General features: G+C 61.4%; 26 protein-coding genes. 10 read left to right on the top strand and 16 right to left on the bottom strand.

Features of this window, described 5'->3' with window-relative positions; genetic code table 11:
* Positions 1-26 precede the first annotated feature (26 nt).
* From pstS to EJD88_RS20225, 11 genes are all read right to left on the bottom strand, one after another.
* Entirely contained in the window at positions 27-1,055 is a 1,029-nt protein-coding gene (pstS, locus tag EJD88_RS20180) for a phosphate ABC transporter substrate-binding protein PstS (protein ID WP_158878844.1), read from the bottom strand.
* 124 nt (positions 1,056-1,179) lie between these two features.
* Positions 1,180-1,467 (bottom strand): hypothetical protein, encoded by a 288-nt coding sequence (locus EJD88_RS27270; protein WP_371926573.1) that lies wholly within the window; start codon positions 1,465-1,467, stop codon positions 1,180-1,182.
* 281 nt (positions 1,468-1,748) lie between these two features.
* On the bottom strand, positions 1,749-3,536 hold the full coding sequence (locus EJD88_RS20185) for a glycosyl hydrolase family 28 protein (protein WP_158878845.1): 1,788 nt from the start codon (positions 3,534-3,536) through the stop codon (positions 1,749-1,751).
* A 240-nt stretch (positions 3,537-3,776) separates the two neighbouring features.
* Complete coding sequence (kdgD, locus tag EJD88_RS20190; RefSeq protein WP_099584520.1) at positions 3,777-4,688, bottom strand: 5-dehydro-4-deoxyglucarate dehydratase; 912 nt, start codon at positions 4,686-4,688, stop codon at positions 3,777-3,779.
* 190 nt (positions 4,689-4,878) lie between these two features.
* A complete protein-coding gene (locus tag EJD88_RS20195; protein ID WP_158878846.1) occupies positions 4,879-5,655 on the bottom strand; it encodes an ABC transporter ATP-binding protein in 777 nt (258 codons plus the stop codon).
* Between the two features lie 11 nt (positions 5,656-5,666).
* The gene (locus EJD88_RS20200; RefSeq protein WP_099584518.1) at positions 5,667-6,506 is read right to left on the bottom strand and encodes an ABC transporter ATP-binding protein; all 840 of its coding nucleotides are present in this window, start codon (positions 6,504-6,506) and stop codon (positions 5,667-5,669) included.
* A 15-nt stretch (positions 6,507-6,521) separates the two neighbouring features.
* On the bottom strand, positions 6,522-7,439 hold the full coding sequence (locus EJD88_RS20205; RefSeq protein WP_160385064.1) for an ABC transporter permease: 918 nt from the start codon (positions 7,437-7,439) through the stop codon (positions 6,522-6,524).
* Between the two features lie 32 nt (positions 7,440-7,471).
* Complete coding sequence (locus EJD88_RS20210; protein WP_158878847.1) at positions 7,472-9,082, bottom strand: ABC transporter substrate-binding protein; 1,611 nt, start codon at positions 9,080-9,082, stop codon at positions 7,472-7,474.
* A gap of 39 nt (positions 9,083-9,121) precedes the next feature.
* Entirely contained in the window at positions 9,122-10,135 is a 1,014-nt protein-coding gene (locus EJD88_RS20215; protein WP_371926574.1) for an ABC transporter permease, read from the bottom strand.
* Positions 10,136-10,180: 45 nt separating this feature from the next.
* Positions 10,181-11,791, bottom strand: coding sequence for an ABC transporter substrate-binding protein (locus EJD88_RS20220; protein WP_158878849.1), 1,611 nt, complete (start codon positions 11,789-11,791; stop codon positions 10,181-10,183).
* 72 nt (positions 11,792-11,863) lie between these two features.
* Positions 11,864-13,018 carry a mandelate racemase family protein gene (locus EJD88_RS20225; protein WP_099584514.1) on the bottom strand — a complete coding sequence of 385 codons (1,155 nt, stop codon included), beginning with the start codon at positions 13,016-13,018 and terminating at the stop codon, positions 11,864-11,866.
* A 360-nt stretch (positions 13,019-13,378) separates the two neighbouring features.
* Between EJD88_RS20225 and EJD88_RS20230 the strand changes: the two genes are divergently transcribed.
* Both EJD88_RS20230 and EJD88_RS20235 read left to right on the top strand, forming a co-directional pair.
* On the top strand, positions 13,379-14,104 hold the full coding sequence (locus EJD88_RS20230) for an oligogalacturonate-specific porin KdgM family protein (RefSeq protein WP_099584513.1): 726 nt from the start codon (positions 13,379-13,381) through the stop codon (positions 14,102-14,104).
* Between the two features lie 86 nt (positions 14,105-14,190).
* Positions 14,191-15,024: an NAD(P)-dependent oxidoreductase gene (locus tag EJD88_RS20235; RefSeq protein ID WP_158878850.1), complete on the top strand. Its 834-nt coding sequence runs from the start codon at positions 14,191-14,193 to the stop codon at positions 15,022-15,024.
* Here EJD88_RS20235 and EJD88_RS20240 read toward each other — a convergent pair.
* Genes EJD88_RS20240 through EJD88_RS20250 form a run of 3 tightly spaced genes read right to left on the bottom strand, consistent with a single transcriptional unit; the run spans position 14,964 to position 17,612 of the window.
* Positions 14,964-15,743 (bottom strand): FadR/GntR family transcriptional regulator, encoded by a 780-nt coding sequence (locus tag EJD88_RS20240; protein ID WP_158878851.1) that lies wholly within the window; start codon positions 15,741-15,743, stop codon positions 14,964-14,966. The genes EJD88_RS20235 and EJD88_RS20240 overlap by 61 nt on opposite strands.
* Before the next feature lie 36 nt (positions 15,744-15,779).
* Complete coding sequence (locus EJD88_RS20245) at positions 15,780-16,781, bottom strand: NADP-dependent oxidoreductase (protein WP_099584510.1); 1,002 nt, start codon at positions 16,779-16,781, stop codon at positions 15,780-15,782.
* Positions 16,782-16,826: 45 nt separating this feature from the next.
* Positions 16,827-17,612, bottom strand: coding sequence for an SDR family oxidoreductase (locus EJD88_RS20250; RefSeq protein ID WP_099584509.1), 786 nt, complete (start codon positions 17,610-17,612; stop codon positions 16,827-16,829).
* 145 nt (positions 17,613-17,757) lie between these two features.
* Between EJD88_RS20250 and EJD88_RS20255 the strand changes: the two genes are divergently transcribed.
* A complete protein-coding gene (locus EJD88_RS20255) occupies positions 17,758-18,324 on the top strand; it encodes a TetR/AcrR family transcriptional regulator (RefSeq protein ID WP_099584595.1) in 567 nt (188 codons plus the stop codon).
* On the opposite strand, the gene hpaR is transcribed toward EJD88_RS20255, so the two are convergent.
* Together hpaR and hpaA are read right to left on the bottom strand one after the other, a co-directional pair.
* Complete coding sequence (hpaR, locus tag EJD88_RS20260) at positions 18,314-18,736, bottom strand: homoprotocatechuate degradation operon regulator HpaR (protein ID WP_099584508.1); 423 nt, start codon at positions 18,734-18,736, stop codon at positions 18,314-18,316. The genes EJD88_RS20255 and hpaR overlap by 11 nt on opposite strands.
* A 172-nt stretch (positions 18,737-18,908) precedes the next feature.
* The gene (gene hpaA, locus EJD88_RS20265; protein ID WP_158878852.1) at positions 18,909-19,814 is read right to left on the bottom strand and encodes a 4-hydroxyphenylacetate catabolism regulatory protein HpaA; all 906 of its coding nucleotides are present in this window, start codon (positions 19,812-19,814) and stop codon (positions 18,909-18,911) included.
* A 177-nt stretch (positions 19,815-19,991) separates the two neighbouring features.
* On the opposite strand from hpaA, the gene EJD88_RS20270 reads away from it, so the two are divergent.
* The 7 genes from EJD88_RS20270 (at position 19,992) to hpaH (ending at position 26,444) form a co-directional block, all read left to right on the top strand.
* Positions 19,992-20,651 (top strand): fumarylacetoacetate hydrolase family protein, encoded by a 660-nt coding sequence (locus EJD88_RS20270; RefSeq protein ID WP_158878853.1) that lies wholly within the window; start codon positions 19,992-19,994, stop codon positions 20,649-20,651.
* Between the two features lie 12 nt (positions 20,652-20,663).
* Positions 20,664-21,434, top strand: a complete 771-nt coding sequence (locus tag EJD88_RS20275; protein ID WP_112194660.1) for a fumarylacetoacetate hydrolase family protein — start codon at positions 20,664-20,666, stop codon at positions 21,432-21,434.
* Between the two features lie 5 nt (positions 21,435-21,439).
* Entirely contained in the window at positions 21,440-22,900 is a 1,461-nt protein-coding gene (hpaE, locus tag EJD88_RS20280) for a 5-carboxymethyl-2-hydroxymuconate semialdehyde dehydrogenase (RefSeq protein ID WP_158878854.1), read from the top strand.
* A gap of 75 nt (positions 22,901-22,975) precedes the next feature.
* Positions 22,976-23,833, top strand: coding sequence for a 3,4-dihydroxyphenylacetate 2,3-dioxygenase (hpaD, locus tag EJD88_RS20285; protein ID WP_112194656.1), 858 nt, complete (start codon positions 22,976-22,978; stop codon positions 23,831-23,833).
* 45 nt (positions 23,834-23,878) lie between these two features.
* The gene (locus tag EJD88_RS20290; protein ID WP_099584502.1) at positions 23,879-24,271 is read left to right on the top strand and encodes a 5-carboxymethyl-2-hydroxymuconate Delta-isomerase; all 393 of its coding nucleotides are present in this window, start codon (positions 23,879-23,881) and stop codon (positions 24,269-24,271) included.
* Between the two features lie 52 nt (positions 24,272-24,323).
* Positions 24,324-25,628: an MFS transporter gene (locus tag EJD88_RS20295; protein WP_158878855.1), complete on the top strand. Its 1,305-nt coding sequence runs from the start codon at positions 24,324-24,326 to the stop codon at positions 25,626-25,628.
* Positions 25,629-25,640: 12 nt separating this feature from the next.
* A complete protein-coding gene (gene hpaH / locus EJD88_RS20300; RefSeq protein WP_112194652.1) occupies positions 25,641-26,444 on the top strand; it encodes a 2-oxo-hept-4-ene-1,7-dioate hydratase in 804 nt (267 codons plus the stop codon).
* Positions 26,445-26,458 lie beyond the last annotated feature (14 nt).

Consider the following 26,458-nt stretch of genomic DNA (forward strand, 5'->3'; position numbering starts at 1 on the left):
GCCCGCCAAGAGAGGCCACACGAGCGTTACTGAATGTTGGCGGACGCTTTGCGAACCTGATCAACCACCGATTGCGGCAGCGGGATATAGCCCATCGAGTCGGCGATTTTCTGCCCTTCGGTCAGGCTGTATTCGACCATGTCACGCATGGCTTTGGCCTTGGCCGGGTTGCCGTTGTCCTTGCGGAAGATCATCCAGGTGTAGGACGTGATCGGGTAGGACTTGGCACCGTCCGGATCCGGCAGCCAGGCCACCAGGCTTTCCGGCATCTTCACTGCGGCCAGCGCTTCGGCACCGCTTTCGGCGTTAGGGACCACGTACTTGCCGGCCTTGTTCTGCAGCTGGGCAAAGTCAACCTTGGCCAGTTTGGCGAAGCCGTATTCGATGTAGCCAATCGCGCCCGGAGTCTGGCGTACGGTGGCGGTCACACCGTCGTTCTTCGGCGATTTGATGAATTTGTCGCTGGCGGGCCAGTTAACGGTGTTGCCTTCACCCAGGTCCTTCTGGAACTGCGGATTGATGGCCGCCAAGTGCTTGGTGAATACCGCAGTGGTGCCGCTGGAATCTGCGCGCACGACCACGGTGATCGGCATATCCGGCAGCTTCAGGCCAGGGTTGGCGGCGACGATCTGCGGATCGCTCCACTTGGTGATCTTGCCCAGGAAGATGTTGGAGTACACATCGCGGGGCAACTTCAGCTCTTTGGGATTGCCTGGCAGGTTGAACGCCAGCACGATCTCGCCCGCGGTCATCGGCAGAAGCTGCACGCCTTCGGCGACCTTGGCGATGTCTTCATCTTTCATGGCCGAGTCACTGGCGGCGAAGTCCACGGTTTTGTTCAGGAAGTCCTGGACACCCGCCCCGCTCCCCTTGGATTGGTAGTCAACCGTGACACCAGCGGTCTTCTTGCTGAAATCCTTGAACCAGGTGAGGTAGATTGGCGCAGGGAAGCTGGCGCCAGAACCTGTCAGACGGACGTTTTCGGCAGCAAATACCGAGGTGGCACTGAGAGAAACCGCAACGGCGAGTGCAGCAGACTTCATCAGACGTTTCATTCAGGGAAATCCTTGTGATTACGGGCTCCCGGAACTTTGCAGCAGCATTGTTACGCTTTTATGAAAATTGAATGGCAAACCGCTATTTCGTCCCTCATTTCCGCCACAGCCAACTATTTAGCGGTCAGTGGCGCCGGTAACTTTTCTGTCCGGAGGGCGTGAGGCAGAACACCCCGCCCCGTGGCCCGGTGCAGTACGTACCGCTACCGCAGCTGCAACTCTCTGAACGACCTTGCAGCGGTTGCACAGCGGGGCGTGCCAAGCGGTTGCCGGTATAGGCGGTGCAACTTCTTTTCGAGGCGCTGATGGAGCCGTCGTTGCAGAGGAAGACATCGCCATCACACCCGGCAATGCCCCCCTTGCGACCGGAGCAAGGGGTATTGGCCGCCAGGGCGGACAGGCTCGACAGCATCAACACGAGGCCCAGGACAAGTACGCGGATATGGCCAGGAAGCATAAGGAATACTCGAGATAAGTGGCCCAATGCTATCAATCTTTATACGTAACTGCTGGCTAATGTCACACAACCCTGTAGTGAGCGGGCTTGCCCCGCGCTGGGCTGCGCAGCAGCCCCAACAAGGCCACCGCAGAGTGCCAGAATTAAGCGAGGTGAAGGTTTTGGGGCTGCTACGCAGCCCAGCGCGGGGCAAGCCCGCTCACCACAAAAGCCGCTCACCACAAGAATATGGTGGTTCAGGGCGTCGGTTGCACGTCCTTGAAGACCAGCCCTTGGCTACCGCTCACTTGCCACGGGTTGGCGCCGCCGGTCTGGCTGAACACCACGTGCTCGAAGCGTGAGTCTTTCAACCCATCGATACGCGCCTTGGCCGCGCCGCTGAAACGTACGCGCTCAAACACCAAGCCCTCATGGTAGGCGCTGTGCGCAGCATCGCCCTTGACTTCGATCGCCGCGCCTTGGGCGTTTTCCACGCTGACATCGCTCACGCGGATGTCCTTGAACTGCCCGGCAATTGTTGAGCGCTCGTAGTCGAGTTTGGCGTTGGGGTCGTTGTAGTCAAGGGTGAAGATGAAGGCCTGCTTGACCGTGTTGCGAATCGCCGAATCACGGAAGGTGACGTTGCGCGCACCACCGCCCATGAAGTTGGTGCTTTTCATGCGCAGCCCGGCGTCGGTGCCGTCGGAGACGTTGTCTTCAGCCAGGATGTTCTGGATCCATGCGCCTGTATGACTGCCAGCCACCACCATGCCGTGGCCCTTGCGGAAGTAGTTGTTGAAAATCCACGCATCTTCCTGAGGCGGCTGGTGCACGGCATTCGCACCGGTGCCGGCGGCGAAGTTGACGCAGTCGTCGCCGGTGTCGAAGAAGTTGTTGAAGACCATCGCGCCCTTGCTGTTGGCGAATTCGATGCCGTCCCCGTTGTTGGCGTCGTAGGTCTTGTGGGTGGTGTTGGCCAGCACCACGTTTTCAGTCTCCAGGTTCATGATGCCGTGGAACGCCGGGTTGAGTACGGTGAAGCCGCCGTAGAACACGTTCTTGACGTTGCGCAGGGTGATCAACGAGGAACGCATCTGCCCATAGGCGTCCTTGACGTTCATGCCCCGTGCCACGGCTTGCTCGACCTGGGCCTTGGCGAGGATGCCGTCCTGGGCATAGCGGGTGTTGTCGCTGGGCAGGTAGAACGGCAGCGCCTGGCCGCGCTCGTCGATGACGTCGGCGTTGCGCTTCCAGCCATTGCCGTCGAGGGTGCCCTTGCCGACGATGCGGATGTTTTCGAACGTTTGATGCTGGCGCGGATCGCGGGGCAACGCGTTGATCAGCGAGGCTGGGCGCACGGTGGTGGAATACGGGTACTGGATATAACCGGCCAACGGGTAATCTTCAGCGCGTTCGGAACCGAGCAGGGTCGCGCCTTCGGCGATCTCCAGGGTCATGTTGCTCTTGAGGTAAAGCGCGCCGCTTTTATAGGTACCTTTGGGCAGCAGGACTTTGCAGCCTGGGGTGCAGGCATCGATGGCGTTCTGGATCGCCAGGGTATCAAGGTGGCTGCCGTCGCCTTTGGCGCCGTATTTCTTCACGTCAAACAGCGCCGCAACCTGGGTGGTGCGTTGCTGTACGGGGGCGCTGTCTGCCGACTCCTTGCCGTTTGCGTCCACCGAACGCACGGTGAAACGGTAGGCCGTGTCGGGCTTCAAGCCTTGGGCGGTGTAGCTGTGAATGCCGATGCGATGGTGGAAGTTGGCCGTGTCCTGGCGGTAGAACTGGTCGATATAGGGCTTGGCCGGTGACACCTGATCGTTGTTGGCGTTGGCACTGCCCAACAACACGCCGTTGGCGTACACGTGGTAATCCTGGATGCCGCCATGATCGGCAGGCTTCTCCCAGACCAGGATGATCTGCTGATCGTCATAGGCCAGGGTGGGTACTTGCAGTTTTGACGGTGCTTGCAGCGCCCAGGACAGCGGGCTGCAACCGAGGGCGATAAGGGCAAGCGCGCAATGCGCTGAGGGTTTATACGGCATGTTGTTCTCCTTGTTTTTGCCGGTATTCACGTTGAAGGGCTGCATCTGTTGCGTGGAAGCTTCGAGGTATTGGCTGCGGTTGAGGAAGGTTGAATCTATTCCCCCAGCAATCCCCGTAGGAGCTGTCGAGCTTTAGCGAGGCTGCGATGCAGGCGACTCGGTTTTACCGACACACCGCAGCGATCCCATCGCAGCCTCGCTGGGGCTCGACAGCTCCTACATTGGAGGTTCGTACGCGCCTTATTGGGCGCCGAGGGCCTCGATCAGCACCGCCAGTTGCTCCACTTCATCGGGCAGCAAGTCGGTCAGCGGCGCACGTACCGGGCCGGCGTCATGGCCAACCAAACGCGCACCGGCCTTGACGATGCTCACGCCATAACCTTCACAGCGGTTGCGAATCGCCAGGTACGGCAGGAAGAAATCATCAATCAAACGGCCCACGGTCGCGTGGTCGTCGGCAGCCACGGCGCGGTAGAAGTCCATCGCGGTTTTCGGGATGAAGTTGAACACCGCCGAGGAATAGACCGGCACGCCTAGGGCTTTGTAGGCAGCTGCGTAGACTTCGGCAGTCGGCAGGCCGCCGAGGTAGGTCAGGCGGTCGCCCAGGCGACGGCGGATGCTGACCATGGATTCGACCTCACCAATGCCATCCTTGAAGCCGATCAGGTTCGGGCAGCGCTCGGCCAGCTGTTCCAGGCTGTCGGCGTTGAGGCGGCACAGGTTGCGGTTGTACACCACCACGCCGAAATCCACCGAGTTGCACACCTGCTCAACGTGCGCCACCAAGCCCTTCTGGCTGGCTTCGGTGAGGTAATGGGGCATCAGCAAAATACCCGCGGCGCCCAGGCGCTCGGCTTCCTGGGCGTAAGCGATGGCTTGGCGCGTCGGGCCACCGGCACCGGCGAGGATCGGCACCTGACCTTTGCAGGTGTCCACGGCAGTCTTGATGATCTGCGTGTATTCCTTGGACTCCAGGGAAAAGAATTCCCCGGTGCCCCCTGCCGCGAACAACGCACTGGCGCCATAAGGCGCCAGCCATTCCAGGCGGCGAGCGTAGGTGTCGGCGCGGAAGTCGCCGGCGGCATCAAAGTCGGTGACCGGGAACGAGAGCAAGCCGGAAGACAGGACTGTTTTTAGTTCTTGTGGCGTCATGTTCGCAAACCTTTATTCGAAATTTGAATGGAATACCTTAAGAGGTATGTCATCGTACAACTACAAAAATAGTAATGCCACCCTCTAAACGCCTTTCATGGTTTAAATGCCATTAAACCCAATGAAATAAGCGTTTATTCACACCAATAAATAAATCAACTAAAGCCAAGTCATACGATGACTAGTGCTTTTAGCCCACACGTCGCCGCTCCGACTCCTGACTGAAGTCACGGCTGGCCTGCACCAGCATGCGCGTGTAATCGTGCCCCGCCTGGTCCTGGCTCAGGGCCTGACAGTCGAGCAGTTCGACGATCTTGCCGTGCTGCATCACCGCCACCCGGTCGCACAAGTGAGTCACCACGCCCAGGTCATGGGTCACCAGCAAGTAGGTGAGTTTCTCGCGCTGACGCAGGTCCGCCAGCAGGTTGAGAATCTCGGCCTGGACCGACACATCCAGCGCCGAGGTCGGTTCATCCAGCAACAGCACCCGTGGCTCCAGGATCAAGGCCCGCGCAATTGCCACGCGCTGGCGCTGCCCGCCGGACAGTTGGTGCGGGTAGCGAAAACGGAAACTGTCGTTCAGGCCAACCTTGAGCAGGATCTCGTTGATGCGGTCGTCCTTGTCCGCTACCCCGTGGATAATCAGCGGCTCGCGCAATGCGGTGTCGATGGTGTGCCGAGGGTGCAGGGAGCCGTAAGGATCCTGGAAGACCATTTGCACCTTGCGAAAGTGCTCCTTGGAAATTTTGTGATGCAACGGCGCGCCGGCAATGCTCAGCTCGCCGTTCCAGTGCCGGTATTGCCCGGCCAGGCAGCGCAGCACGGTGGTCTTGCCCGAGCCGGACTCCCCCACCAGGCCGAACGATTCTCCGTCGGCGACACTCAGGCTCACATCGTGCAGCACTTGGTTGATGGCAGCGCCTGTGCCGAAGCTCAGGTTCAAGGCGTGCGCTTGGATCATGGGCATGGTCGGGTTCCTTATTGGGTCAGCCAGAGAGGATCGCGCTTGAGCACCGGCAGGTGCGCACGGCGGTTATCCATGCTCGGCAGCGCGGCCAGCAGGCCACGGGTGTAGGGGTGCTCGGCGTAGTGCAGGTCGCAGGCGGCCAGGGATTCGACGACGCGCCCGGCATACATCACCAGCACGCGGTCGCAGTAGTTGCGCACCAGGTTGAGGTCGTGGCTGACGAAGATCAGCCCCATCTGCTGCTGGTCCACCAACTCTTCCAGCACGTTGAGCACTTGTTGGCGCACCGAGACATCCAGGGCCGAGGTGGGCTCGTCGGCGATGATCACTTCCGGACGAGTGATCACCATCATCGCGATCATGATGCGCTGCCCCATGCCGCCGGAGACTTCGTGGGGGTACAGGTTATAGACGCGCTGCGGGTCGCGGATGTGCACCTGCTCCAGCATCTGCAGCACGCGCTCGCGGGCATCGCTGCGGCTGGCCTTGTGGTGGGCCAGGTAGGCTTCGGCGATCTGGTCGCCGACCTTGACCACTGGGTTCAGCGAATACTTGGGGTCCTGCATGATCATCGAGATGCGCTGGCCGCGAATCTTCTGCATGGCTTTTTCACTGGCCGACAGCAGGTCGACCTCGCCAAACGCCATGGCCTTGGCGGTGATCCTGGCGCTGGGCGGATGCAGCTTGAGCAGGCTGCGGCCCACGGTGGATTTACCGGAGCCGGACTCACCGACAATCGCCAGTTTTTCACGGCCCAAAGTGAAGGACACATCGCGCACGGCGTGGGTTTCTTTCTGGCCACTGACGAAGCGCACGTTAAGCCCTTCGACATTCAGTTTGATGGCGGACATCAGGTGTTCCTCCGATTATTCGCTGCGCGGATCAAGGATGTCCCGCAGGCCATCGCCCAACAGGTTGAAAGCCAGGCTGACCAGCATGATCGCCGCCCCTGGCACCGCCACCAGCCACCAGCATTCGAGCATGTAGCGGCGGCCAGTGGAGATCATTGCGCCCCACTCCGGCAGCGGCGCCTGGGCGCCCAGGCCGAGAAAGCCCAGTGCCGCAGCGGTGAGGATGATCCCCGCCATGTTCATGGTCAGGCGGATGATCACCGAGGACAGGCACATCGGCACGATATGGCGCAGGATAATCCGCGCCGGCGAGGCGCCTTGCAGCTCCACCGCGACGACGAAATCAGCGTTACGCAAGGACAGGGTTTCAGCCCGCGCCAGCCGCGCAATCGGCGGCCAGGAGGTCAAGGCTATCGCCACCACCGCATGTTCCAGGCCAGGGCCGAGCGCCGCGATAAAGGCCAGGGCCAGGACCAGGCTGGGGAAGGAGATGAAGATGTCGGTCAGGCGCATGAACACGGTGTCGACCGCGCCACCGAAGTAGCCCGATACGGTGCCGATAAACAACCCGATCGGCCCCACAATCACCGTCACCAGACCAATGATGTACAGCGTGATCCGCGAGCCGTAGACCAGCCGGCTGAAGATGTCCCGGCCATATTCATCGGTGCCGAACCAATGCGCCGAGCCCGGTGCCTGCAAGGCATTGGCAAGATTCTGCGCCACCGGATCGTGGGTGGCGATCCACGGCGCAAAGGCCGCGACGACCACCAACAGCAGCGCCACCAGCAGGCCTGCCAGGGTCATGGGGTTGCGCAAAAGGTGACGCAACACCCGCAGGCCACTCTTGCAAAAAGCATCGAAGCTGGAGCCTGGCGAGCGATCCACCGGGCGCTTCGTCGCCGATTCGATGGAAGACAGATTGGCATTCATAAGCATCTTCTCTGTGTGAATTCTGGAAGCACTCAACGCTGCTTGTAGACACCCAGGTAACGGGTGGCCTCGGCATCGTCACCGGTGAAGCCCTTGACGTCGGCAGCGCTGACCACGGTGTCGGTCATCTGCGAAATCATCAGGATCGGCCCCACTTGCTGGTCGTAGAGGTTCTGCGCCTGGTGGTACAGGCTGACCCGCTGCGCCGAATCACGCGTCACGCCGGCCTGGTCGATCAGGCTGTTGATCTGCGGATTGAAAAACGAAGCGCGCCAGCCCTGGAAGTTCGGCAGGCCGGCGTCATCGCTGTTGTTGGGGTTGTAGGCAAAGGTGCGCAGGCTGAAATACGGGTGCGGGTAACGCTCGGCGCCACGGGCCACGATGATCTCGAAATTGCGCGCGCGCATCGCGCCGTACACCTGGTTGCCGGTACCGGTGACGATACTGGCCTTGATCCCGCCTTCGGCCAGCGTGGCTTGCAAGCGCGCAGCGATATCAATGAACGGCGGCTCCGACAGCGTGCGAATGGTGGTGTTGAAGCCCTCGGGGTAACCGGCCTCTGCCAGCAGGGCTTTCGCCTTGGCCACGTCCATGTGATAGCCGGGATCCGGCAGCCGCGCTTCCAGGCCCAACTGCATCGGCTGCTGGTTGAGCTTGCCGTAATACGGCATCACTTGTTGGTCCAGGCCTTTGTAGTCGATCAGGTTGCGCACCGCTTCGCGCACCTTGGGCTTGGCGAATTCCGGCTGCTTCATGCTCATGGCGACGTAGTACATGGTACCGCGTGGCAGCGACTGCACCTGGATCTTGTCCGAGCCGTCGATGGCGCGAATGTCCGGTGCGGCCATGCCGTAGGCCAGGTCCAGATCGCCGCGTTCGAGCATCAGGCGCAGGGACTGGGATTCGGTCATGTGCCGCACCACCACGCGCTTGAGCTTGGCCGCGCCGCCCCAGTAGCCATCGAAACGGGTCAGCAGCAGCGAGTCGTTGGCGCTCCATTTGGTCAGCACGAAGGGGCCGCTGCCCGCCTCGTTCGTCACCAGCCAACCGGCGCCGAGGTCACCGTTTTTTTCATGGGCCAGGGCGGTCTTGCGGTCCACGATCACGGCGCTGGGCGAGATCGCTAGGGAGTCCACCAACAACAAGGGGTCCATGGTCTGCGGCAGGTCGACCACCAGGGTGTGGGCATCCGTGGCGCGGATCAGCGCCTGAATGTTGTCGACGCTGTAGCCGTAGGCTTTCCAGGTGGTCGCCAGGCCGAAGTTGAGCTTCATCACGCGGTACAGCGACCACGCCACATCTTCGGCGGTCAGCGGGTTGCCCGAATGGAATTTCACGTCCTGGCGCAGATGAAACGTCACCTGCTTGCCGTCCTCGCTGATGTCCCAGCGTTCGGCCAGTTGCGGCAGGTGTTTTTCCGGGCTGCCCTGGTCACGCTTGATCAGCGTGTCGTAAAGGTTGGCATTGACGCCGGACGCATCCAGGCCGGGCGCGTTGGCCGGGTCGATGGAGAACAGGTTGACCATGCTCATGCCGACAATCAGTTGATCGGCCGGGGTCTTGGCGCTGGCCAGGGTCATCGGGCCGATGGCGAGGATGGCGGTCAGCAGGCCGAGGTGCAGTTTCGAAAATACAGTCGTCATTAAAGAATCCTTCTTTTTATAGTTTTTTTGCGTAGCGCCTTAACGAGTGCGCGGATCGAACACCTTGTACAAGGCATCGCTGATCAGGTTGAGCGCGACGAAAATCAGGCCGATCACCAGCACGCAGCCCATCACCGCGTTCATGTCACCGAGCATCAGGCTGCTGGTGAGGTATTGGCCGAACCCCGGCCAGGCGAACACGGTTTCGATCAGCACCGCACCTTCGAGCAGCGAGCCGTAGGCCAGCGCAACCACGGTGAGCAACTGCACGAGGATGTTGCGAAATGCATGCCCCCACACCACTTGGCGCCGGGACAAACCCTTGACCCGTGCCGTGATGATGTACTCCTGGGACAACTGCTCCAGCATGAAACTGCGGGTCATGCGGCTGATGTACGCCACCGAGTTCAGGCCCAGGATCAGCGCCGGTAACACGATATGCCGCAGAGCGCTGGCGAAGGCATCCCAGTCGCGGGCGAGTGAGGTGTCGATCAGCAACAGGCCGGTAACCTCGGGCACCATGCCGTCGTAGGCCAGGTCGATGCGCCCCGCGCCGCCAGCCCAGCCGAGCCAGGCGTAGAACACCAGCAGGCCCATCATGCCCAGCCAGAAAATCGGTGTGGAATAACCGAACAGGGTGATCACCCGCGCCACGTGGTCGCCGAGCCGACCTTGATTGCTCGCCGCACACACGCCCAGCGGCAAGCCGATCAGCACGCCGAACAGGATCGCCAACGTGGCCAGTTCGATGGTCGCCGGGAACACGCGCAGGATGTCATCCAGCACTGGGTGGCCGGTGAGCAGCGCATTGCCGAAATCACCGTGGAGCAAATCAATGAGGTAAAGGCCGAACTGGGTCCAGATCGGCTTGTCGAGGCCCATCGACCGGTACACCTGGTCGTAGGTGGAGCTGTCGGCGTCCGGCCCGACTACCGCCAGCACGGGGTCAAGCGGCATGACCCGGCCGATGATAAAGGTCAGCGCCAACAGGCCGAGCAGCGTCACCAACACGGTGCTGGCGCGCCGTAGGGTATTGGAAGCGCGAGCGCCCATGACAGAGGCAGTCATAACAAACATAGTGAGCTCCTGGTAAATCGATCAGCGCTTTTTGTAGACGTCTTTGTAGCGCGTGGTCGCAGCGGTATGGCCCTGGAAGTCGGCCACGTCGGTGTACACCACCACGGTGTCGGTCATCTGCGAGACCGGCAAAATGGCCCCGACCTGCTGATCGACCTGCGCCTGGATCTCGCGGTACTGCGTCAGCTGTTTGTCGGCATCCGGTTCAACTTCTGCATGCTCAATCAACTGGTTCAGTTCAGGGCTGTAGAACGAGGTGCGCCAGCCCTGGAAGTTGGTCAGTTTGGCTTCATCGCGGTTATCCGGGTTGTACACCAGGGTGCGCAGGCTGGAATGGGGATGACGCTCCGCCCCGCCACCGCCGCGACCGACGATGATGTCGAAGGTGCGCTCGCGCATGGCGCCGTAGATCTGGTTACCGGTGCCGGTAATGATGCTGGCTTCGATGCCGGCCTGGGCCAGGGTCGATTGCAGGTTGGAGGCAATGTTGATGAAGGGCGGTTCGGCCAGCACGCGAATGGTGGTCTTGAAGCCGTTCGGGTAACCGGCCTCAGCCAGCCAGGCCTTGGCCTGCTCGACGTTGAGTTTGTAGCCGGGATCCGGCAGGCGCGCCGCCAGACCCAACGGCATCGGCCGCTGGTTGATCACGCCGTAATGAGGCATGACCGTCTGGTTGATGCCCTGGTAGTCGATCAGCGAACGCACGGCCTTGCGCACACGCGCATCGGCGAACATCGGCTGCTTCACACTCAGGGCCACGTAATACAAGGTGCCACGTTGCAGGGTCTGGGTGCGCACCTTGTCACTTTTTTGCAGGGCTTCGATGTCCGGCGCCGACATACCTTTGGCAATGTCCAGGTCGCCGCGCTCGATCATCAGGCGCAACGACTGCGACTCGGTCATGTTGCGCATCACGATGCGCTTGAGCTTGGCCGGGCCGCCCCAGTAACCGTCGAAGCGGGTCATCAGGATGACGTCGTTGGCGCGCCAGTCATTGAGCACAAATGCACCGCTGCCGGCGGCGTGGGTCACCAGCCAGGCGGCGCCCATGTCGCTGCCTTTCTGGTGTTCGAGGACTTTTTTGCGGTCGAGGATGAACGCACTCGGCGAGGTCGCCAGGGTGTTGAGCACCAGCAGCGGATCGGTCGGCCGTGGCAGTTCGATCACGAACGTATTGGCATCCGTGGCGCGCATGTAGCGCTCGACGTTTTCGGCGGTGAACCCGTAGGCCTTCCAGGTGGAGGCCAGCGCGAGGTTGAGCTTGAGCACCCGGTGCAGCGACCAGGCGACGTCTTCGGCGCTCAAGTCATTGCCGGACTGGAACTTCACCCCACTGCGCAGGTTGAAGGTCAGGATCTTGCGGTCTTCACTGACCTGCCAGCGCTCGGCCAGCGCCGGTACCAGGCGATCTGGCTGGGCGACGTCCTGCACCAGCAACATGTCATACAGGTTGGCGTTGATTTCCGACACGTCCAGGCCGGTGGCGGCCGCTGGGTCGAGGGACAGCAGATTGATCATGCTCATGCCGACGATCAGTTGATCGGCCGGGGTTTTGGCAAAGCTTGCAGGTACGGCGGTAACGGCCAGGGCGGCAACGAATACCCGCGCCCACAGCGAAGGGAATATGTTCATAGCGAGAGTGCCTTTTTTATATTTATAGGGCTCTCGGCCAGCTCAACCTATGCCGAACTGACCGTTTACACGTCAGAAGCTCTTGAGCGTATTGGTCTCGATGTAGTTGAAATTGATGTCCTCGCCCAGGCCCGGCGCGTCGGACAGGTGCACAAACCCATCGTTGTCCATCGGGTCCACCAGGCGGTTGAGGTAGGCCGGTACTTCGTCGTAGTCCAGGTACGGGTGCAACAGGCCACGCTCATACCAGGTGCAGTTCTTGATCGCGCCGACCACCGCCAGGTTGGCAGCGCCGTTGCCGTGGATTTCGCAGTCCATGCCAAACGATTCGGCCAGGTGCGCGACCTTCAGGCACGGCGCAATGCCGCCGACGCCCGCAACACCGGCACGCAAGATATCGCACACATCGTGCTTGACCCAACTGGCGCGGGCGAGGTGTTTGCCGGACAGGGTTTCCGGGCCAAGCACCGGAATATCCAGCTGCCCTGCGAGCCAGGCATAGGACTCGGCGGACTCTTCCATCATCGGTTCTTCGAACCAGGCGAAGTCGAGTTTCTCCAGCTCGCGACCGATGTACAGCGCCTCGGTGCGGCTGTACCAGTGGTAACCGTCGAGCATCAGCGCGATGTCCGGGCCAACCGCTTCACGCACGGCCGCGCAGGCTTTGACGTCGATGCGCGGGCTCGGCGCGAAGGACACCGGCGGCATCCAGGTGTGCAGCTTGATGGCCTTGTAGCCGCGCTGCACCAGGGTCTCGGCGAAGCGCCCGTAATCTTCGGGGGTAGCGAGGCCGCCCGGCAGCTCGTCGCCACACATGGTCGAGCCGTAGGCCGGCACCTTGTCGCGGAAACCACCAATCAACTTGTGCACCGGCACGCCGAGTTTGCGCCCTGCCCAATCCCACAGCGCCTGCTCAACCAGAGCCAAGGCGCGGTCGGTCAGTTGGCTGGCACTGCCACGCTGCCAATGGGCGAGGTCCTGCCAGATCTTTTCGCGATCAAAGGCGTTCTGCCCCACCAGCACTTTGCGCACGAACCCATCCAGCACATACGGGCGGATCAATTCAGGGGCGCCGAACGCAAAACCTTCCTGGCCGTCTTCAGTCTGGATGCGCAGCAAAGCCATCTGCGCCTGGGTGACATCACCGGGGTGGGCATGGCCGGCGCTGTCGACTGCGCGGCGGGTCGGGTAGGAAAACACCTGGACGTTGACTGCTGTGATTCTCATGGACGTCTTAAGCCTTCTTATTGGATTTGAGACAGGAATGTCGTCTGTTGCGACCGATCATAGGTCATCGTACAACACTTGAAAAGACCCAATAACCTGCCCCACCTCAACGTGAATTTCCCGCAAAACACCGTAAAACCCCTATTTTTAAAGACAACCAAGGAATAACAGCGGTTGCTGTAAAGACCTATTCATAGGGCACATATGTTTCAAAGTGTTTCAAAACGACCGATAACCGCTAGACGAGTCATCTTGTCGTACGATAACGTATATCGGTACCTTAGATGAGAGCCACACGCAACAACGCATCGCCGTAGCAACCGTCAAACGACCCTAACAAAAACAAAAAAAGAAGACCGTATGAACACCACCCTACGCACGCTCGTTACTGCCCTGGCCCTCGGCCTGCCGCTGTATGTCAGCGCTGACTCTGCCAGCATCAACTACCGCCACCAGTTCACTGAGGAAGACAGCGCCCACGCTGACCGAATCAAGCTCAACTACCGCCTGGACAGTGGCCTGGGTTTTGAAGCGGAAATGAAATACCGCACGGCCGGGGACCGTGAAGATGTGGCCTACGACAACATGGTCAACAACGGGCATGAGTTCACTGTGAGCTACAACTACAAGCTCAGCCCGCAATCGACGTTGACCCCGGCGTTCCAGATGGACAGCTCGAAGGACTCGACCACCTACAAGCTGGGTCTCAAGTACAACTACAAGATCAACGATGCCTTCTACGCCGCCACGCGCTATCGCCTGGACACCAAGAAACTGGACCGCGACCAGGTCAATGAAGACCTGCCTGACCACATCAAGGATGACCAGACCACCCATCGTTTCGAAGGCTGGCTCGGCTACACGCCGGCCAGTAAGTGGGCGTACGAATATCAGTTCATCTACTTCAAGACTGACTACATCCGCTACGACAACAAGAAGAGCGACTACGAACAGAACCTGATCGTCAAATACAAGCTCACCAAGGAATGGGCCCCATTCATGGAGATTGGTGATGTGAAGGTCAATTCCACCACTGAGGACCGCCAGGCGCGGTGGCGCCTGGGCATCCAATACAACTTCATGTAACGCCCCCTCCCCGCGACTTGCCTGGCGAACGCGCATCGCTCGCCAGGCAACGCCTATGCCTTCAGCGCTCAAAGGAAGACCTGACCATGACCACACAGCCCAAACCCTTCACCCGCATTCTGCTCACCGGCGCCGCCGGCGGCCTGGGGCAGATCCTGCGCGAAACCCTGCAGGCCCACGCCCACATCGTGCGCGCCTCGGACATCAGCGCCATGGCGCCCAGCGCGGGCGCACACGACGAAGTGATCCAGTGCAACCTGGCCGACAAGGCTGCCGTGGCGGCGCTGGTCGATGGCGTTGACGCGATCGTGCACCTGGGCGGGATTTCAGTGGAGCGGCAGTTCGAGGAGATTCTCGACGCCAATATTCGCGGCACCTTCCATATTTACGAGGCGGCGCGGCAACAGGGGGTCAAGCGGATTGTGTTCGCCAGCTCCAACCACGTCACCGGTTTTTACCCCCAGGACGTGGAACTGGATGTGCACGCACAGCGCCGCCCGGATGGTTACTACGCGCTCTCCAAGGCTTACGGCGAAGACCTGGCGGCGTTCTATTTCCATCGCTACGGGATTGAAACCGTGAGCTTGCGCATCGGCTCGTCGTTCCCCGAACCGCGTAACCGACGGATGCTGCACACCTGGCTGAGCTATGCGGACCTCGATCATCTGGTAGCGCGCGCCCTGCTGGCCAAGGACGTAGGGCACAGTGTGGTGTATGGCGTTTCAGCCAATAAGGAGCGCTGGTGGAGCAATCGGCATGCCGAGCACCTGGGCTTTGCGCCGCAGGACAGCTCGGAGCAGTTTCGCGCCAAGGTCGAGCAGCAACCGCAACCGGCGGCGGATGAACCCGGCGCCGGGCTTCAAGGCGGCGCGTTCACCGCAGCGGGGCCGTTCGACAATTCGGCGGCCGCCGCTTCATAGGCCCGGCGCATACGTTCGCGACTGTTGGACAGATGCAGGCGCATAGCGGCGCGAGCGGCGTCTGCGTCGCGGCGCAAAATGGCTTTGTAGATGTCCTCGTGCTCGCGGCTCAGACGCTCCAGGTAGGGCTCTTTATTGGCGTTGGCCAAGCGCTTTGAGTGCAAGCGTGTACGCGGCAGGATGTTGACCCCGAGGTGCAACATGATGTCGGTGAAATAGCGATTGCCGGTGGCCAATGCGATCTGCTGGTGAAACTGGAAGTCTGCCGTCACCGCGTAATCGGCACTCACCGCCCGCGAATTCAGCGCATCCAGTGAGTCGCGCATCACCTGCAATTGCTGGTCGGTGCGGCCCACACAGGCCAGGCCGGCCGCCTCCACTTCCAGGCAGATGCGCAGCTCCAGCACCGCCAGCACGTCCTGCAGGGTGACGATGGTGTCCGGGTCGATCCGAAACCCGCTGGGGCTGGGAATATCCTTCACAAACGTGCCGACGCCGTGCCGGGTTTCCACCAGGCCAGAAGCTTGCAGACGCGAGATGGCCTCACGCACCACGGTGCGACTCACGCCGTGTTCGGCCATCACTTCGGATTCGGTAGGCAGTTTGGTTGCGCGCGCAAGTTCCCCGGTGCAGATGCGCCGGGAAAGCTCGGTGACCAGTTCTTCAGCCAGGCTGCGGTGCCGGCGGCGAACGGTGGGCTGGACGTTCGGGTTGTCCATCAAGAACGGGTATCTCGGTTGGCGAATGAATGCCCATCATAGCGCATTCAGTTGTACGACAACCTTCCCTTTAGCCCGCCCCGTCTCCACATAGGCCAACGCCTCCGCTGTCGACTCAAACGCGAAGGTGCGGTCCACCACCGGCTTGATCGCACCCGACTCCACCAGTGCGGTGATCTCACGCAGTTGCTCGCCATTGGCCCGCATGAACACGAATGAGTAGCTGACCCCGCATTGACGCGCTTTGCGTCGAATGCCGTAGCTCAATAGACCCATGACGCGCTTCAAGACCCAGGACAAGCCTTGCTCCTGGGCAAACTGCGGTGTCGGCGGGCCAGCGATGGAAATGAGCCGTCCGCCGGGCTTGAGGACTTTGAGCGATTTCGCCAGTACGTCTGCGCCCAGGCTGTTGAGGACCACGTCATAGCCTTGCAGGACACTATCGAATGCCTGCTTCTGGTAATCGATGACCAGGTCCGCCCCCAAAGCCTTGACCCATTCGACATTGCGCGTACTGGTGGTCGTCGCCACAAACGCGCCCAAGTGCTTGGCCAGTTGAATCGCGATCGTGCCCACACCACCCGAGCCTGCGTGAATCAGCACCTTCTGGCCTTTTTTGAGCTGGGCGGTTTCCACCAGCACCTGCCACGCCGTCAAGCTGACCAGCGGTAGCGCTGCCGCCTGCGTCATGTCGAGGTTGCCGGGCTTGAATGCCAACGCATCTTCCCTCACGCAGACCCGCTCGGCGAAGGTGCCGATGCGCTCGTCATGAGGCCGCGCATAGACCTCGTCGCCCGGCTTGAAGCGCTTGACCTTGGCCCCTGTCCGCACGACAACACCCGCCAAGTCATTGCCCAGCACCAGCGGGAACCGATACGGCAGGATCAGCTTGAACTCGCCCTTTCTGATCTTGGCATCCAACAGGTTGATGCTGGCGGCATGCACCTGCACCAGCACCTCGTTATCCCGCACTTCAGGCTCGGGCAACTGGCCGATCCGACCAGGGTCTTTGTAGCGTTCGATGAAAAATGCCTTCATGGGATCAGCTCTGTACGGAGTAAGTCGGCGGTACGCGATTGCACATTATTGAGGACGATAGCGCTCGGCGGCGTGGGCCTGACGCAGTTCCGACAGCAACCCCTGACGCGCAGACTGGAGGCTGTCCCAGCGCGCCGCGTCATGCAGCGGCGGTATGGTCACGAGTTCGCGGCGGTCGAAGCCGATCAGTGCGGCATCCACCAGCTCGCCCACCTCCATGACCTCCGGCAGCGTGTTGATGTCGATGCCCGAGCGTTCCCAGATTTCCGTGCGAGTGGCTGCCGGCAGTACTGCCTGTACATAAACGCCCTTGCCGGAAAGTTCCAGACTCATGCCCTGGGACAGGAATTGCACGAACGCCTTGGTCGCGCCATACAGCGTCATTCCCAACTCCGGTGCCAGGCCGACCACCGAGCCGATATTCACGATGGCGCCTTCGCCGGCCTCTGCCAATCTCGGGGCAATTGCCCGGGCGAGCCGCGTCAGCGAGGTGACGTTCAGCGCGATCAGTTGCTCGATGCTTTCGCCTGTCTGTGCCATGAAGTCTCCCGTTTGGGCGGCGCCTGCGTTGTTTATCAGCACGCCGATGCGCGTGTCATCGCGCAGGCGTGCTTCAACAACAGCCAGGTCCGCTTGCTGAGTGAGATCGGCCTGCAGCACATCCACCGCCACGCCATGTTCCTGACGCAAGCGCGCAGCCAGGGTGTCCAGCCGCGCCTTGTCGCGGGCAACCAGCACCAGGTCGTGGCCGCGCTGGGCAAAGCGCTCGGCGTAGGTGGCGCCAATACCGCTGGACGCGCCGGTGATCAGGATAGAAGAAGCGTTCGTCATGGCTGTGCTCTCTAGGTTAACAACGATTAGGTGGGACGGCCTTTATGATGTCGATCATAATCTTATTCGTCAATGGTTTTGATGCTGATCGACATCAATGTATAGTAAGGCGCAGAAAACAGTGGTCAGCAGCGAGGGTCAGGGTATGAGGGTCAGCAAGGCACAAGTGCAGTTAAACCGGGCGCACATCGTCGAAACGGCCTCCCGGTTATTCCGCGAGCGCGGTTATGACGGCGTCGGCGTGGCCGACCTGATGGCCGAAGCCGGATTCACCCATGGCGGGTTCTACAAGCACTTCGGGTCAAAGGCCGACTTGATGGCTGAAGCTGCCGCCAGCGGGCTGTGCCAATCGCTGACCGACAGCGCGGGGCTTGGCGCCGATGAGTTCTTCAATCGTTACGTGTCCAGGGAGCACCGGGATGCGCCCGGCCAGGGTTGCACGATGTCAGCCCTGTGCGGGGATGCCGCGCGCCAGTCAGAAACGGTCAAGGCGACGTTCGCCGAAGGCATCGACAACGCGCTGGCCGCCCTTCAACAGGACGCTGGCGGGCAGGATGAGGACGTTCGGGCACAGATGATCAACCGGTTCGCCCATGCCATCGGCGCCATTGTGTTATCCCGCGCCTGCCCTGACGACTCGCCATTGGCGGATGAAATCCTGGAGGTTTGCCGCAGGGCGTTGCTCGCTGACGAATCAGCCCTCAAGGCTTGATATTTTTCAGCTCATTGAGCAAGCCCAGCAATTGCTCCATTTTCTCCGCGCCAAACTGCGCCTCGATTTTCTGGTAGTTGCTTTCCATGCCCGCACTCATGGAGACGAAGCACTGCTGGCCGCGTTCGGTCAGGTCGACAAACACACGGCGCTGATCCTGGCTGGACTTCTGCCGACGCACCAGGCCATCACGTTCCAGGCGGCTGAGCACGCCGGTCATGCTCGGCTTGAGAATGCACGCCTGCTGGGCCAGTTGATGGCTTTCGAGTTCACCCTGCTGGTGCAGTATGCGAATGACTCGCCACTGTTGTTCGGTCAGTTCGTGCTGGTTCAGCGCGGGTCGGAAAAAAGCCATTGCGGCTTCACGCGCTTGCAGCAGGGTCAGGGTCAGCGACGGTCGGGGGTTGGCCATATCGGCACCAGTTGGAGGGGCGAGTCGGCAGCTTAGTGTCGCGGGCCAGCAGGTGCAAGCCTGTGAAAAGTGCAATCGGTTCCGTGTAAAAGCCATTCTGTCCCACCGCTGAGCTGGTCATGCTGATCCGTACAAGATCAACAAGACCAAGGCGCACTCCCCCATGCCTGGCTCAACGCAAACCCAATTGCCGCTGGCGGTACTCCCCCGGAGTGAGCTGTGCGTAGCGCTGGAAAAACCGACTGAAATAGGCCGGGTCCTTGAAGCCGAGCCGGTAGCAGATTTCATTGGCGGAGCTGCCCGTGAACATCAGCAGCCGCTTGGCCTCCTGCATGAGCCGCTCCAGAATCAGGCGCTTGGACGGCAAGTCGGCGATACGCCGGCACACATCGTTGAGCCGTGCCTCGGTCACCCCGATGCCTTGCGCATACCGCGACAACGGCCAGTGCTGCTGGTAGTGCGCTTCAATCAACTCGTTGAAACGGTGGAAAATCCTCAAGTCTTCATGCCGCGCCGGCGTGGCTTTGAGCGAGTGGGAGCACAGCCGCAACAGGCTGATCATGATCAAGCGCGTCAGGCTGTCCAGGGCCGCACTGTGCCCTGGACGCGGGGCCTCGACCTCTTCGCTGAGTGCCTCGAACAAAAAATCCAGGCGGCGGATTTCACTCGTGTAGTGCGGCCCCAACTGCGCCAGCGCCACACACGCGGCCGGCAGTTGCGCGCCGGCTGGCGCGAGGCTGGGGTCGGCATCAATCAGTTGCCAGACCAGTTGCTGACGCACCGTCAACACATGCCCGTCGCTGTCGGCCTCAGTCACAAAGGCGTGCGGCACGGTAGGCGGCGTGAGAAAGAACATCGGCCCCGACTCGACGTACTGCTGGTCATCCAGATAGACGCGCACCGTGCCGCTTTTCACGTAGTGCACCTGGAAGAACCGGTCGTGGCGGTGGACCGGCATATTGCGCCCGAAAAACCCCGCCAGGTTGGCCAGCCGGTCGTAATGGACCTGCGCGTCGCTGTAGCGCTGGTCGTACACCTGGCCAATGTTGATGTTCGGGATGGGTTGCCGGTCGGTCATCGCACGCTACTCGTTTTTATTCTGATTGGCGGGGTGCTGCCACGCTCATCCTGCATCGATTCGGGCCGCACAACCACCGCATCGAGAGTGTGCCACGCTTGACGATAGTTAACATCTTAATTATAACTGTTAACACATTAACGAAATACAGGGCCCATGGCTCTGCCAGGAGAACGCATGAGCCGCGCCTTGCATGACGTCGCGACGGGCACCCTTTTTGGGGTCGCGCTGAACTACCAGGGGTTGCTGAAACAGCACCTCGCCGAATTCGAACAACCGCCGTACCAGAAGCCTCCGGTCAAGCCGGTGCTGTTTATCAAGACGCCCAATACGCGCAACCAGCACGGCGCCAACGTTGTGCACCCAGGCCAGGGCGAACGCTTGCAACCCGGCCCGGCCTTGGGGGTGGTGATGGCCAAGAGTGCCAGCCGCGTCAGCCAGGCCGACGCGCTCGATTACGTCGCCGGATTCACCATTATCAATGAATTCAGCCTGCCGGAAGACAGCTACTACCGCCCCGCCGTCAAAGCCAAATGCCGGGATGGTTTCTGCGCCATCGGGCCAGAGTTGGTACCCACCGCCCAGGTCGCCGACCCGCACAGCCTGGCAATCACGCTGTACGTCAACGGCGAGATTCGCCAGCACAACACCACGGCAAACTTCGTGCGCAGCATTGCGTTGCTGATCGCCGAAATCAGCGAGTTCATGACCCTGCACGCCGGCGACGTGCTGATCACCGGCACACCGGAAGGTCGCGTCGATGTGCAGCCGGGTGACACCGTCGAAGTCGAAATCAGCGGTTTGGGCCGCCTCGTCAACCACGTCGTGGCCGAGTAAACAGGAGCTTCCATGAAACACGCCCGTATCCAGTTTGAAGGCCAGATCCACCTCGCCCACGTCGAAGACCACAACGCCGTGCGCCTGGCCGATGGTCGCCTGCTGGCCGAAGACCAAGTGCAATGGCTGCCACCGGCCACCGGCAGCATGTTTGCCCTGGGCTTGAACTACGCCGATCACGCCGCCGAGTTGGCGTTCAAGCCACCGACCGAGCCGCTGGCTTTCATCAAGTCGCCAGGCACCTACACCGGCCACAACCAGGTGACCTGGCGCCCGGACAACGTCGCCTACATGCACTACGAGTGCGAACTGGTGGCCGTCATCGGCAAGCCGGCACGCAACGTCAAACGCGCGGACGCGCTGGACTACGTGGCGGGCTACACGGTGTGCAACGACTACGCGATCCGCGACTACCTGGAAAACTACTACCGCCCCAACCTGCGCGTGAAAAACCGCGACGCCACCACGCCGGTCGGTCCGTGGATCGTCGACGTGGCCGACGTGCCAGACCCGAGCAACCTGACCCTGCGCACCTGGATCAACGGTGAACTGCGCCAGGAAGGCAGCACCAAGGACATGATTTTCGACATCCCTTACCTGATCGAATACCTGTCCAGCTTCATGACCTTGCAGCCCGGCGACATGATCGCCACCGGCACGCCGGAAGGCCTGGCAGACGTGGTGCCCGGTGATGAAGTGGTGGTGGAAGTCGAAGGCGTCGGCCGCCTGGTCAATCGAATTGTCAGCGAAGCGGCGTTCTTCAGCGCCCGTAAAGAGGCTTGAGCAGCATGATCAAACACTGGATCAACGGCCGTGAGGTCGAAAGCAAAGACGTGTTCGTCAACTACAACCCGGCCACCGGCGACGCCATCGGTGAAGTCGCCAGCGGCGGCGCCGAAGAAGTGGCGCAGGCCGTAGCCGCCGCCAAGGAAGCCTTTCCGAAGTGGGCAGGCACGCCGGCCAGAGAACGTGCGCGCCTGATGCGCAAGCTGGGTGAACTGATCGAACAGAACGTGCCGCACCTGGCCGAGCTGGAAACCCTCGACACCGGCCTGCCAATCCACCAGACCAAAAACGTGTTGATCCCCCGCGCTTCGCACAACTTCGATTTCTTCGCCGAAGTCTGCACGCGCATGGACGGCCACAGCTACCCGGTCGACGACCAGATGCTCAACTACACCCTGTACCAACCGGTGGGTGTCTGCGCGCTGGTGTCGCCGTGGAATGTGCCGTTCATGACGGCCACCTGGAAGACCGCGCCATGCCTGGCGCTGGGCAATACCGCCGTGCTGAAAATGTCCGAACTGTCGCCATTGACCGCCAACGAACTGGGGCGCCTGGCTGTGGAAGCCGGCATTCCCAACGGCGTGCTGAACGTGATCCAGGGCTACGGCGCCACGGCCGGTGATGCGTTGGTGCGTCACCCGGATGTGCGTGCGATTTCCTTCACCGGCGGTACCGCCACCGGCAAGAAGATCATGCAGACCGCCGGCCTGAAAAAGTACTCCATGGAACTGGGCGGCAAGTCGCCGGTGCTGATCTTTGAAGACGCCGACCTGGAACGCGCACTCGACGCGGCACTGTTCACGATCTTCTCGCTCAATGGCGAACGCTGCACCGCCGGCAGCCGGATCTTTATCCAGGAAAGCGTGTACCCGCAGTTCGTCGCCGAGTTTGCCGCCCGCGCCAAACGCTTGATCGTCGGCGACCCGCAAGACCCGAAAACCCAAGTCGGCTCGATGATCACCCAAGCCCACTACGACAAGGTCACCGGCTACATCAAGATCGGCCTTGAAGAAGGCGCCACCCTCCTCGCCGGCGGCCTGGAACGCCCGGCCAACTTGCCGGCGCACTTGAGCAAAGGCCAGTTTATCCAGCCGACGGTGTTCGCTGACGTGAGCAACAGCATGCGCATTGCCCAGGAAGAAATCTTCGGCCCGGTGGTGTGCCTGATTCCCTTCAAGGACGAAGCCGAAGCCCTCAAGCTGGCCAACGAAACCGAGTATGGCCTGGCGTCGTACATCTGGACCCAGGACATCGGCAAGGCGCATCGTCTGGCCTACGGCATCGAAGCCGGCATGGTGTTCATCAACAGCCAGAACGTACGCGACCTGCGCCAGCCGTTCGGTGGCGTGAAAGGCTCCGGCACCGGCCGTGAAGGCGGCCAATACAGCTTCGAGGTGTTCGCCGAGATCAAGAACGTGTGCATCTCGATGGGCAGCCATCACATTCCACGCTGGGGCGTCTGATTAAGACCGGCGAGGGAGCTTGCTCCCTCATCACCCGAAGCCCCCAAGACAAGAATAATATTCAGGAGAATCATCATGGGCGAAGTCGTCCTGGCTGCGAAAATCTGCCACGTACCCTCGATGTATTTGTCGGAGCTGCCCGGCAAGCACCACGGCTGCCGTGAAGCGGCGATTGCCGGCCACAAGGAGATCGGGCGCCGCGCCCGCGAACTGGGCGCCGATACCGCCGTGGTGTTCGATGTGCACTGGCTGGTCAATAGCGCCTATCACGTCAACAGCGGCGAGCACTTCAAGGGCACCTACACCAGCAACGAGCTGCCGCACTTCATCAAAAACATGGACTACGAATACCCAGGCTGCCCGGAGCTGGGCGAACTGATCGCCGCCGAAGCCAACGCCGCCGACGTGCGCACCCTGGCCCACAACATCCCCAGCCTGGAGCTGGAATACGGCACGCTGGTGCCGATGCGCTACATGCACATGGGCGTGCCTGAAGATCAGAAATTCAATGTCGTGTCGATCGCCGCCTGGTGCGCCTGGCATCGCCTGCAAGACAGCTTCACCTTTGGCGCCGCCGTGCGCCGGGCCATCGAAAAGAGCGACCGCAAAGTCGTGGTGCTGGCCTCGGGTTCTCTGTCGCACCGGTTCTCCGACGACCGCAATGCCGAAGCCAATATCCATAACTGGACGCGGGAATTCGACAAACAGGTCGACCTGCATGTGGTGGAACTCTGGCGCCAGGGCCGCTGGAAAGAGTTCTGCGCCATGCTGCCGGACTATGCCGAACACTGCTTTGGCGAAGGCAAGATGCACGACACCGCAATGCTCCTCGGGCTGCTTGGCGGGCCGGATTATGACAAGCCTGCCGAGATCATCACCGCGCCGTTTGGCAGCTCGGGCACCGGGCAGATCAACGCTGTTTTCCCTGTTTGACCGTATGGCCGCACGGTGTCGCCGTGTGGCCTGAAGGAGCCATTCATGCCCCATTTCATCGCTGAATACACCGACAACATCGAACAGCAGGCGGACTTGCCCGGCCTGTTTGAAAAAGTCCACGCCACCCTGGGCGACAGCGGCGTATTCCCGCTGGGCGGCATCCGCAGCCGTGGCGTGCGTCTGGACACCTGGCGCATGGCCGATGGCAAGCACGACTACGCCTTCGTGCACATGACTCTCAAAGTCGGCCACGGTCGCGACCTGGCAACCCGGCAGAAGGTCGCCGAACAGCTCTTCGAGGTGATCACCGGGCACTTTGCCGCGCTTCAGGCCCAACGCCTGCTGGCCTTGTCGTTTGAAATGATCGAACTGCACGAGCAGCTCAACTTCAAGCAGAACAACGTGCACGCCTTCCTCAAGGCGCAGGTGGGCTAGCACGCCCCGCCTGCTCACGCCATCGGCCTTCTCAGACAAAAAGTATAAAACCATGAGCACAGCCAATACCGCCGACAGCCTCGGCAGCGTCGTCCGCGACCGCACCCACGGCACCATCACCTGGCGGCTGATGCCGCTGTTGCTGATCTGCTACCTCTTCGCCCACCTCGACCGCATCAATATCGGCTTTGCCAAGATGCAAATGAGCGCCGACCTGAATTTCAGCGACACGGTCTACGGCTTCGGCGCCGGTCTGTTTTTCGTCGCCTACGCGCTGTTCGGCGTGCCGAGCAACATGGCCTTGGACCGTGTCGGCCCGAGGCGCTGGATCGCCACACTGATGGTGGTGTGGGGCGCATTGTCGACCTGCATGTTCATGGTCGACAGCGCCACGGGCTTCTATGTGCTGCGCTTCTTGCTCGGGGTGGCCGAGGCGGGTTTCTTCCCTGGCATTCTGGTGTTCTTGAACCGCTGGTATCCCGCCGGTCGACGTGCGCAAGTCACCGCGCTGTTTGCGATTGCCGTGCCCATGGCCGGGGTGATTGGCGGGCCGCTGTCGGGCGGCATCCTTGAGCATTTTCATGACCTGGGCGGCCTGCGCGGCTGGCAGTGGATGTTTGTCATCGAGGGCGCGCCGGTCATCCTGCTCGGGCTGGTGGTACTCAAGTGCCTGCCGGACAGTTTCGAAACCGTCACCTGGCTGACGCCTGGGCAAAAACAACAATTGCGCGAGCAACTGCACACCGAGGAACAGCGCAAATCCATCACCTCGTTTTCCGCGATTCTGCGCAACCCGCAAGTGTGGCTGCTGGTGGCGGTGTATTTCGCGGTGATGCTGGCGGTCAACACCCTGGCGTTCTGGATGCCGACGCTGATCCACGGCGCCGGCGTCGGCAGCGACGGCAAGGTCGGGCTGCTCAGCGCGGTGCCCTACCTGGCGGGCTGCTTTTTCATGATCGGCTGCGGGCGCTCGTCGGATCGCCAGCGTGAACGCCGCTGGCACCTGTGCGTGCCCTTGCTGATGGCGGCCGCCGGCATTGCCATCGCCGGGCTCGCCCCCGCCAATCCGGTCCTGGTGCTGGGCGGCCTGATCCTCGCCGGCATGGGCGCCAGCGCCGCGTTGCCGATGTTCTGGCAGTTGCCGCCGGCGTTCCTGTCCAACACCACCCAGGCCGCCGGCATTGCCTTGATCAGCTCCTTCGGCAGCATCGCGTCCTTTTTCGCGCCCTACCTGATCGGCTGGGTGCGCGACACCACCCACAGCGCCAGCCTGGCCCTTTACGCCCTGGCGCTGCTGATTGCACTCGGTGGTTTGCTGGTGCTGCGCACCCAGGCCGCCATCGTCAACCCTCACTGAGAGACCCTTGTCATGCTTGATCAACAGCTTATCCAGCAAGCCGCCGCCCGCCTCGACCAGGCCGAACGGTCACGGGAACAGGTGCGCCAGTTTTCCCTGGAGCACCCGGCGATCACCATCGAAGACGCCTACGCGATCCAGCGCGCCTGGGTCGCCCAGAAGATCAAGGACGGGCGCAAGCTGGTCGGCCACAAGATCGGCCTGACTTCCCGCGCCATGCAGGTGTCATCCAACATCACCGAGCCGGATTACGGCGCGCTACTCGATGACATGTTCTTCGATGAGGGCACCGATATTCCCTTCGAGCGTTTTATCGTGCCGCGGGTCGAAGTGGAATTGGCGTTCATCCTGGGCAAACCGCTCAAAGGGCCGAACGTGACGGTGTTTGATGTACTGGACGCCACCGAGTGGGTGATCCCGGCGCTGGAAATCATCGACGCCCGCATCCAGCAGATCGACCCGCATACCAATGCCACGCGCAAGGTGTTCGACACCATCTCCGACAACGCTGCCAACGCTGGCGTGGTCATGGGCGGACGCGCCGTGCGCCCCACCGAAATCGACCTGCGCAAAGTGCCCGCAGTGCTCTACCGCAATGGCGTGATCGAAGAATCCGGCGTGTCGGCCGCTGTGCTCAATCACCCCGCCAAAGGCGTGGCCTGGCTCGCCAATAAACTCGCCGCCTATGACGTGACCCTGCAACCTGGGCAAATCATCCTCGGCGGCTCCTTCACCCGGCCGGTGGCGGCCAACCCTGGCGATACCTTCCATGTCGACTACGACATGCTGGGCTCGATCGCCTGCCGTTTCGTTTAACCGGAGATTGCTCG

The organism is Pseudomonas sp. PB105, assembly GCF_009764655.1.
Lineage (GTDB): Bacteria > Pseudomonadota > Gammaproteobacteria > Pseudomonadales > Pseudomonadaceae > Aquipseudomonas > Aquipseudomonas cyclaminis.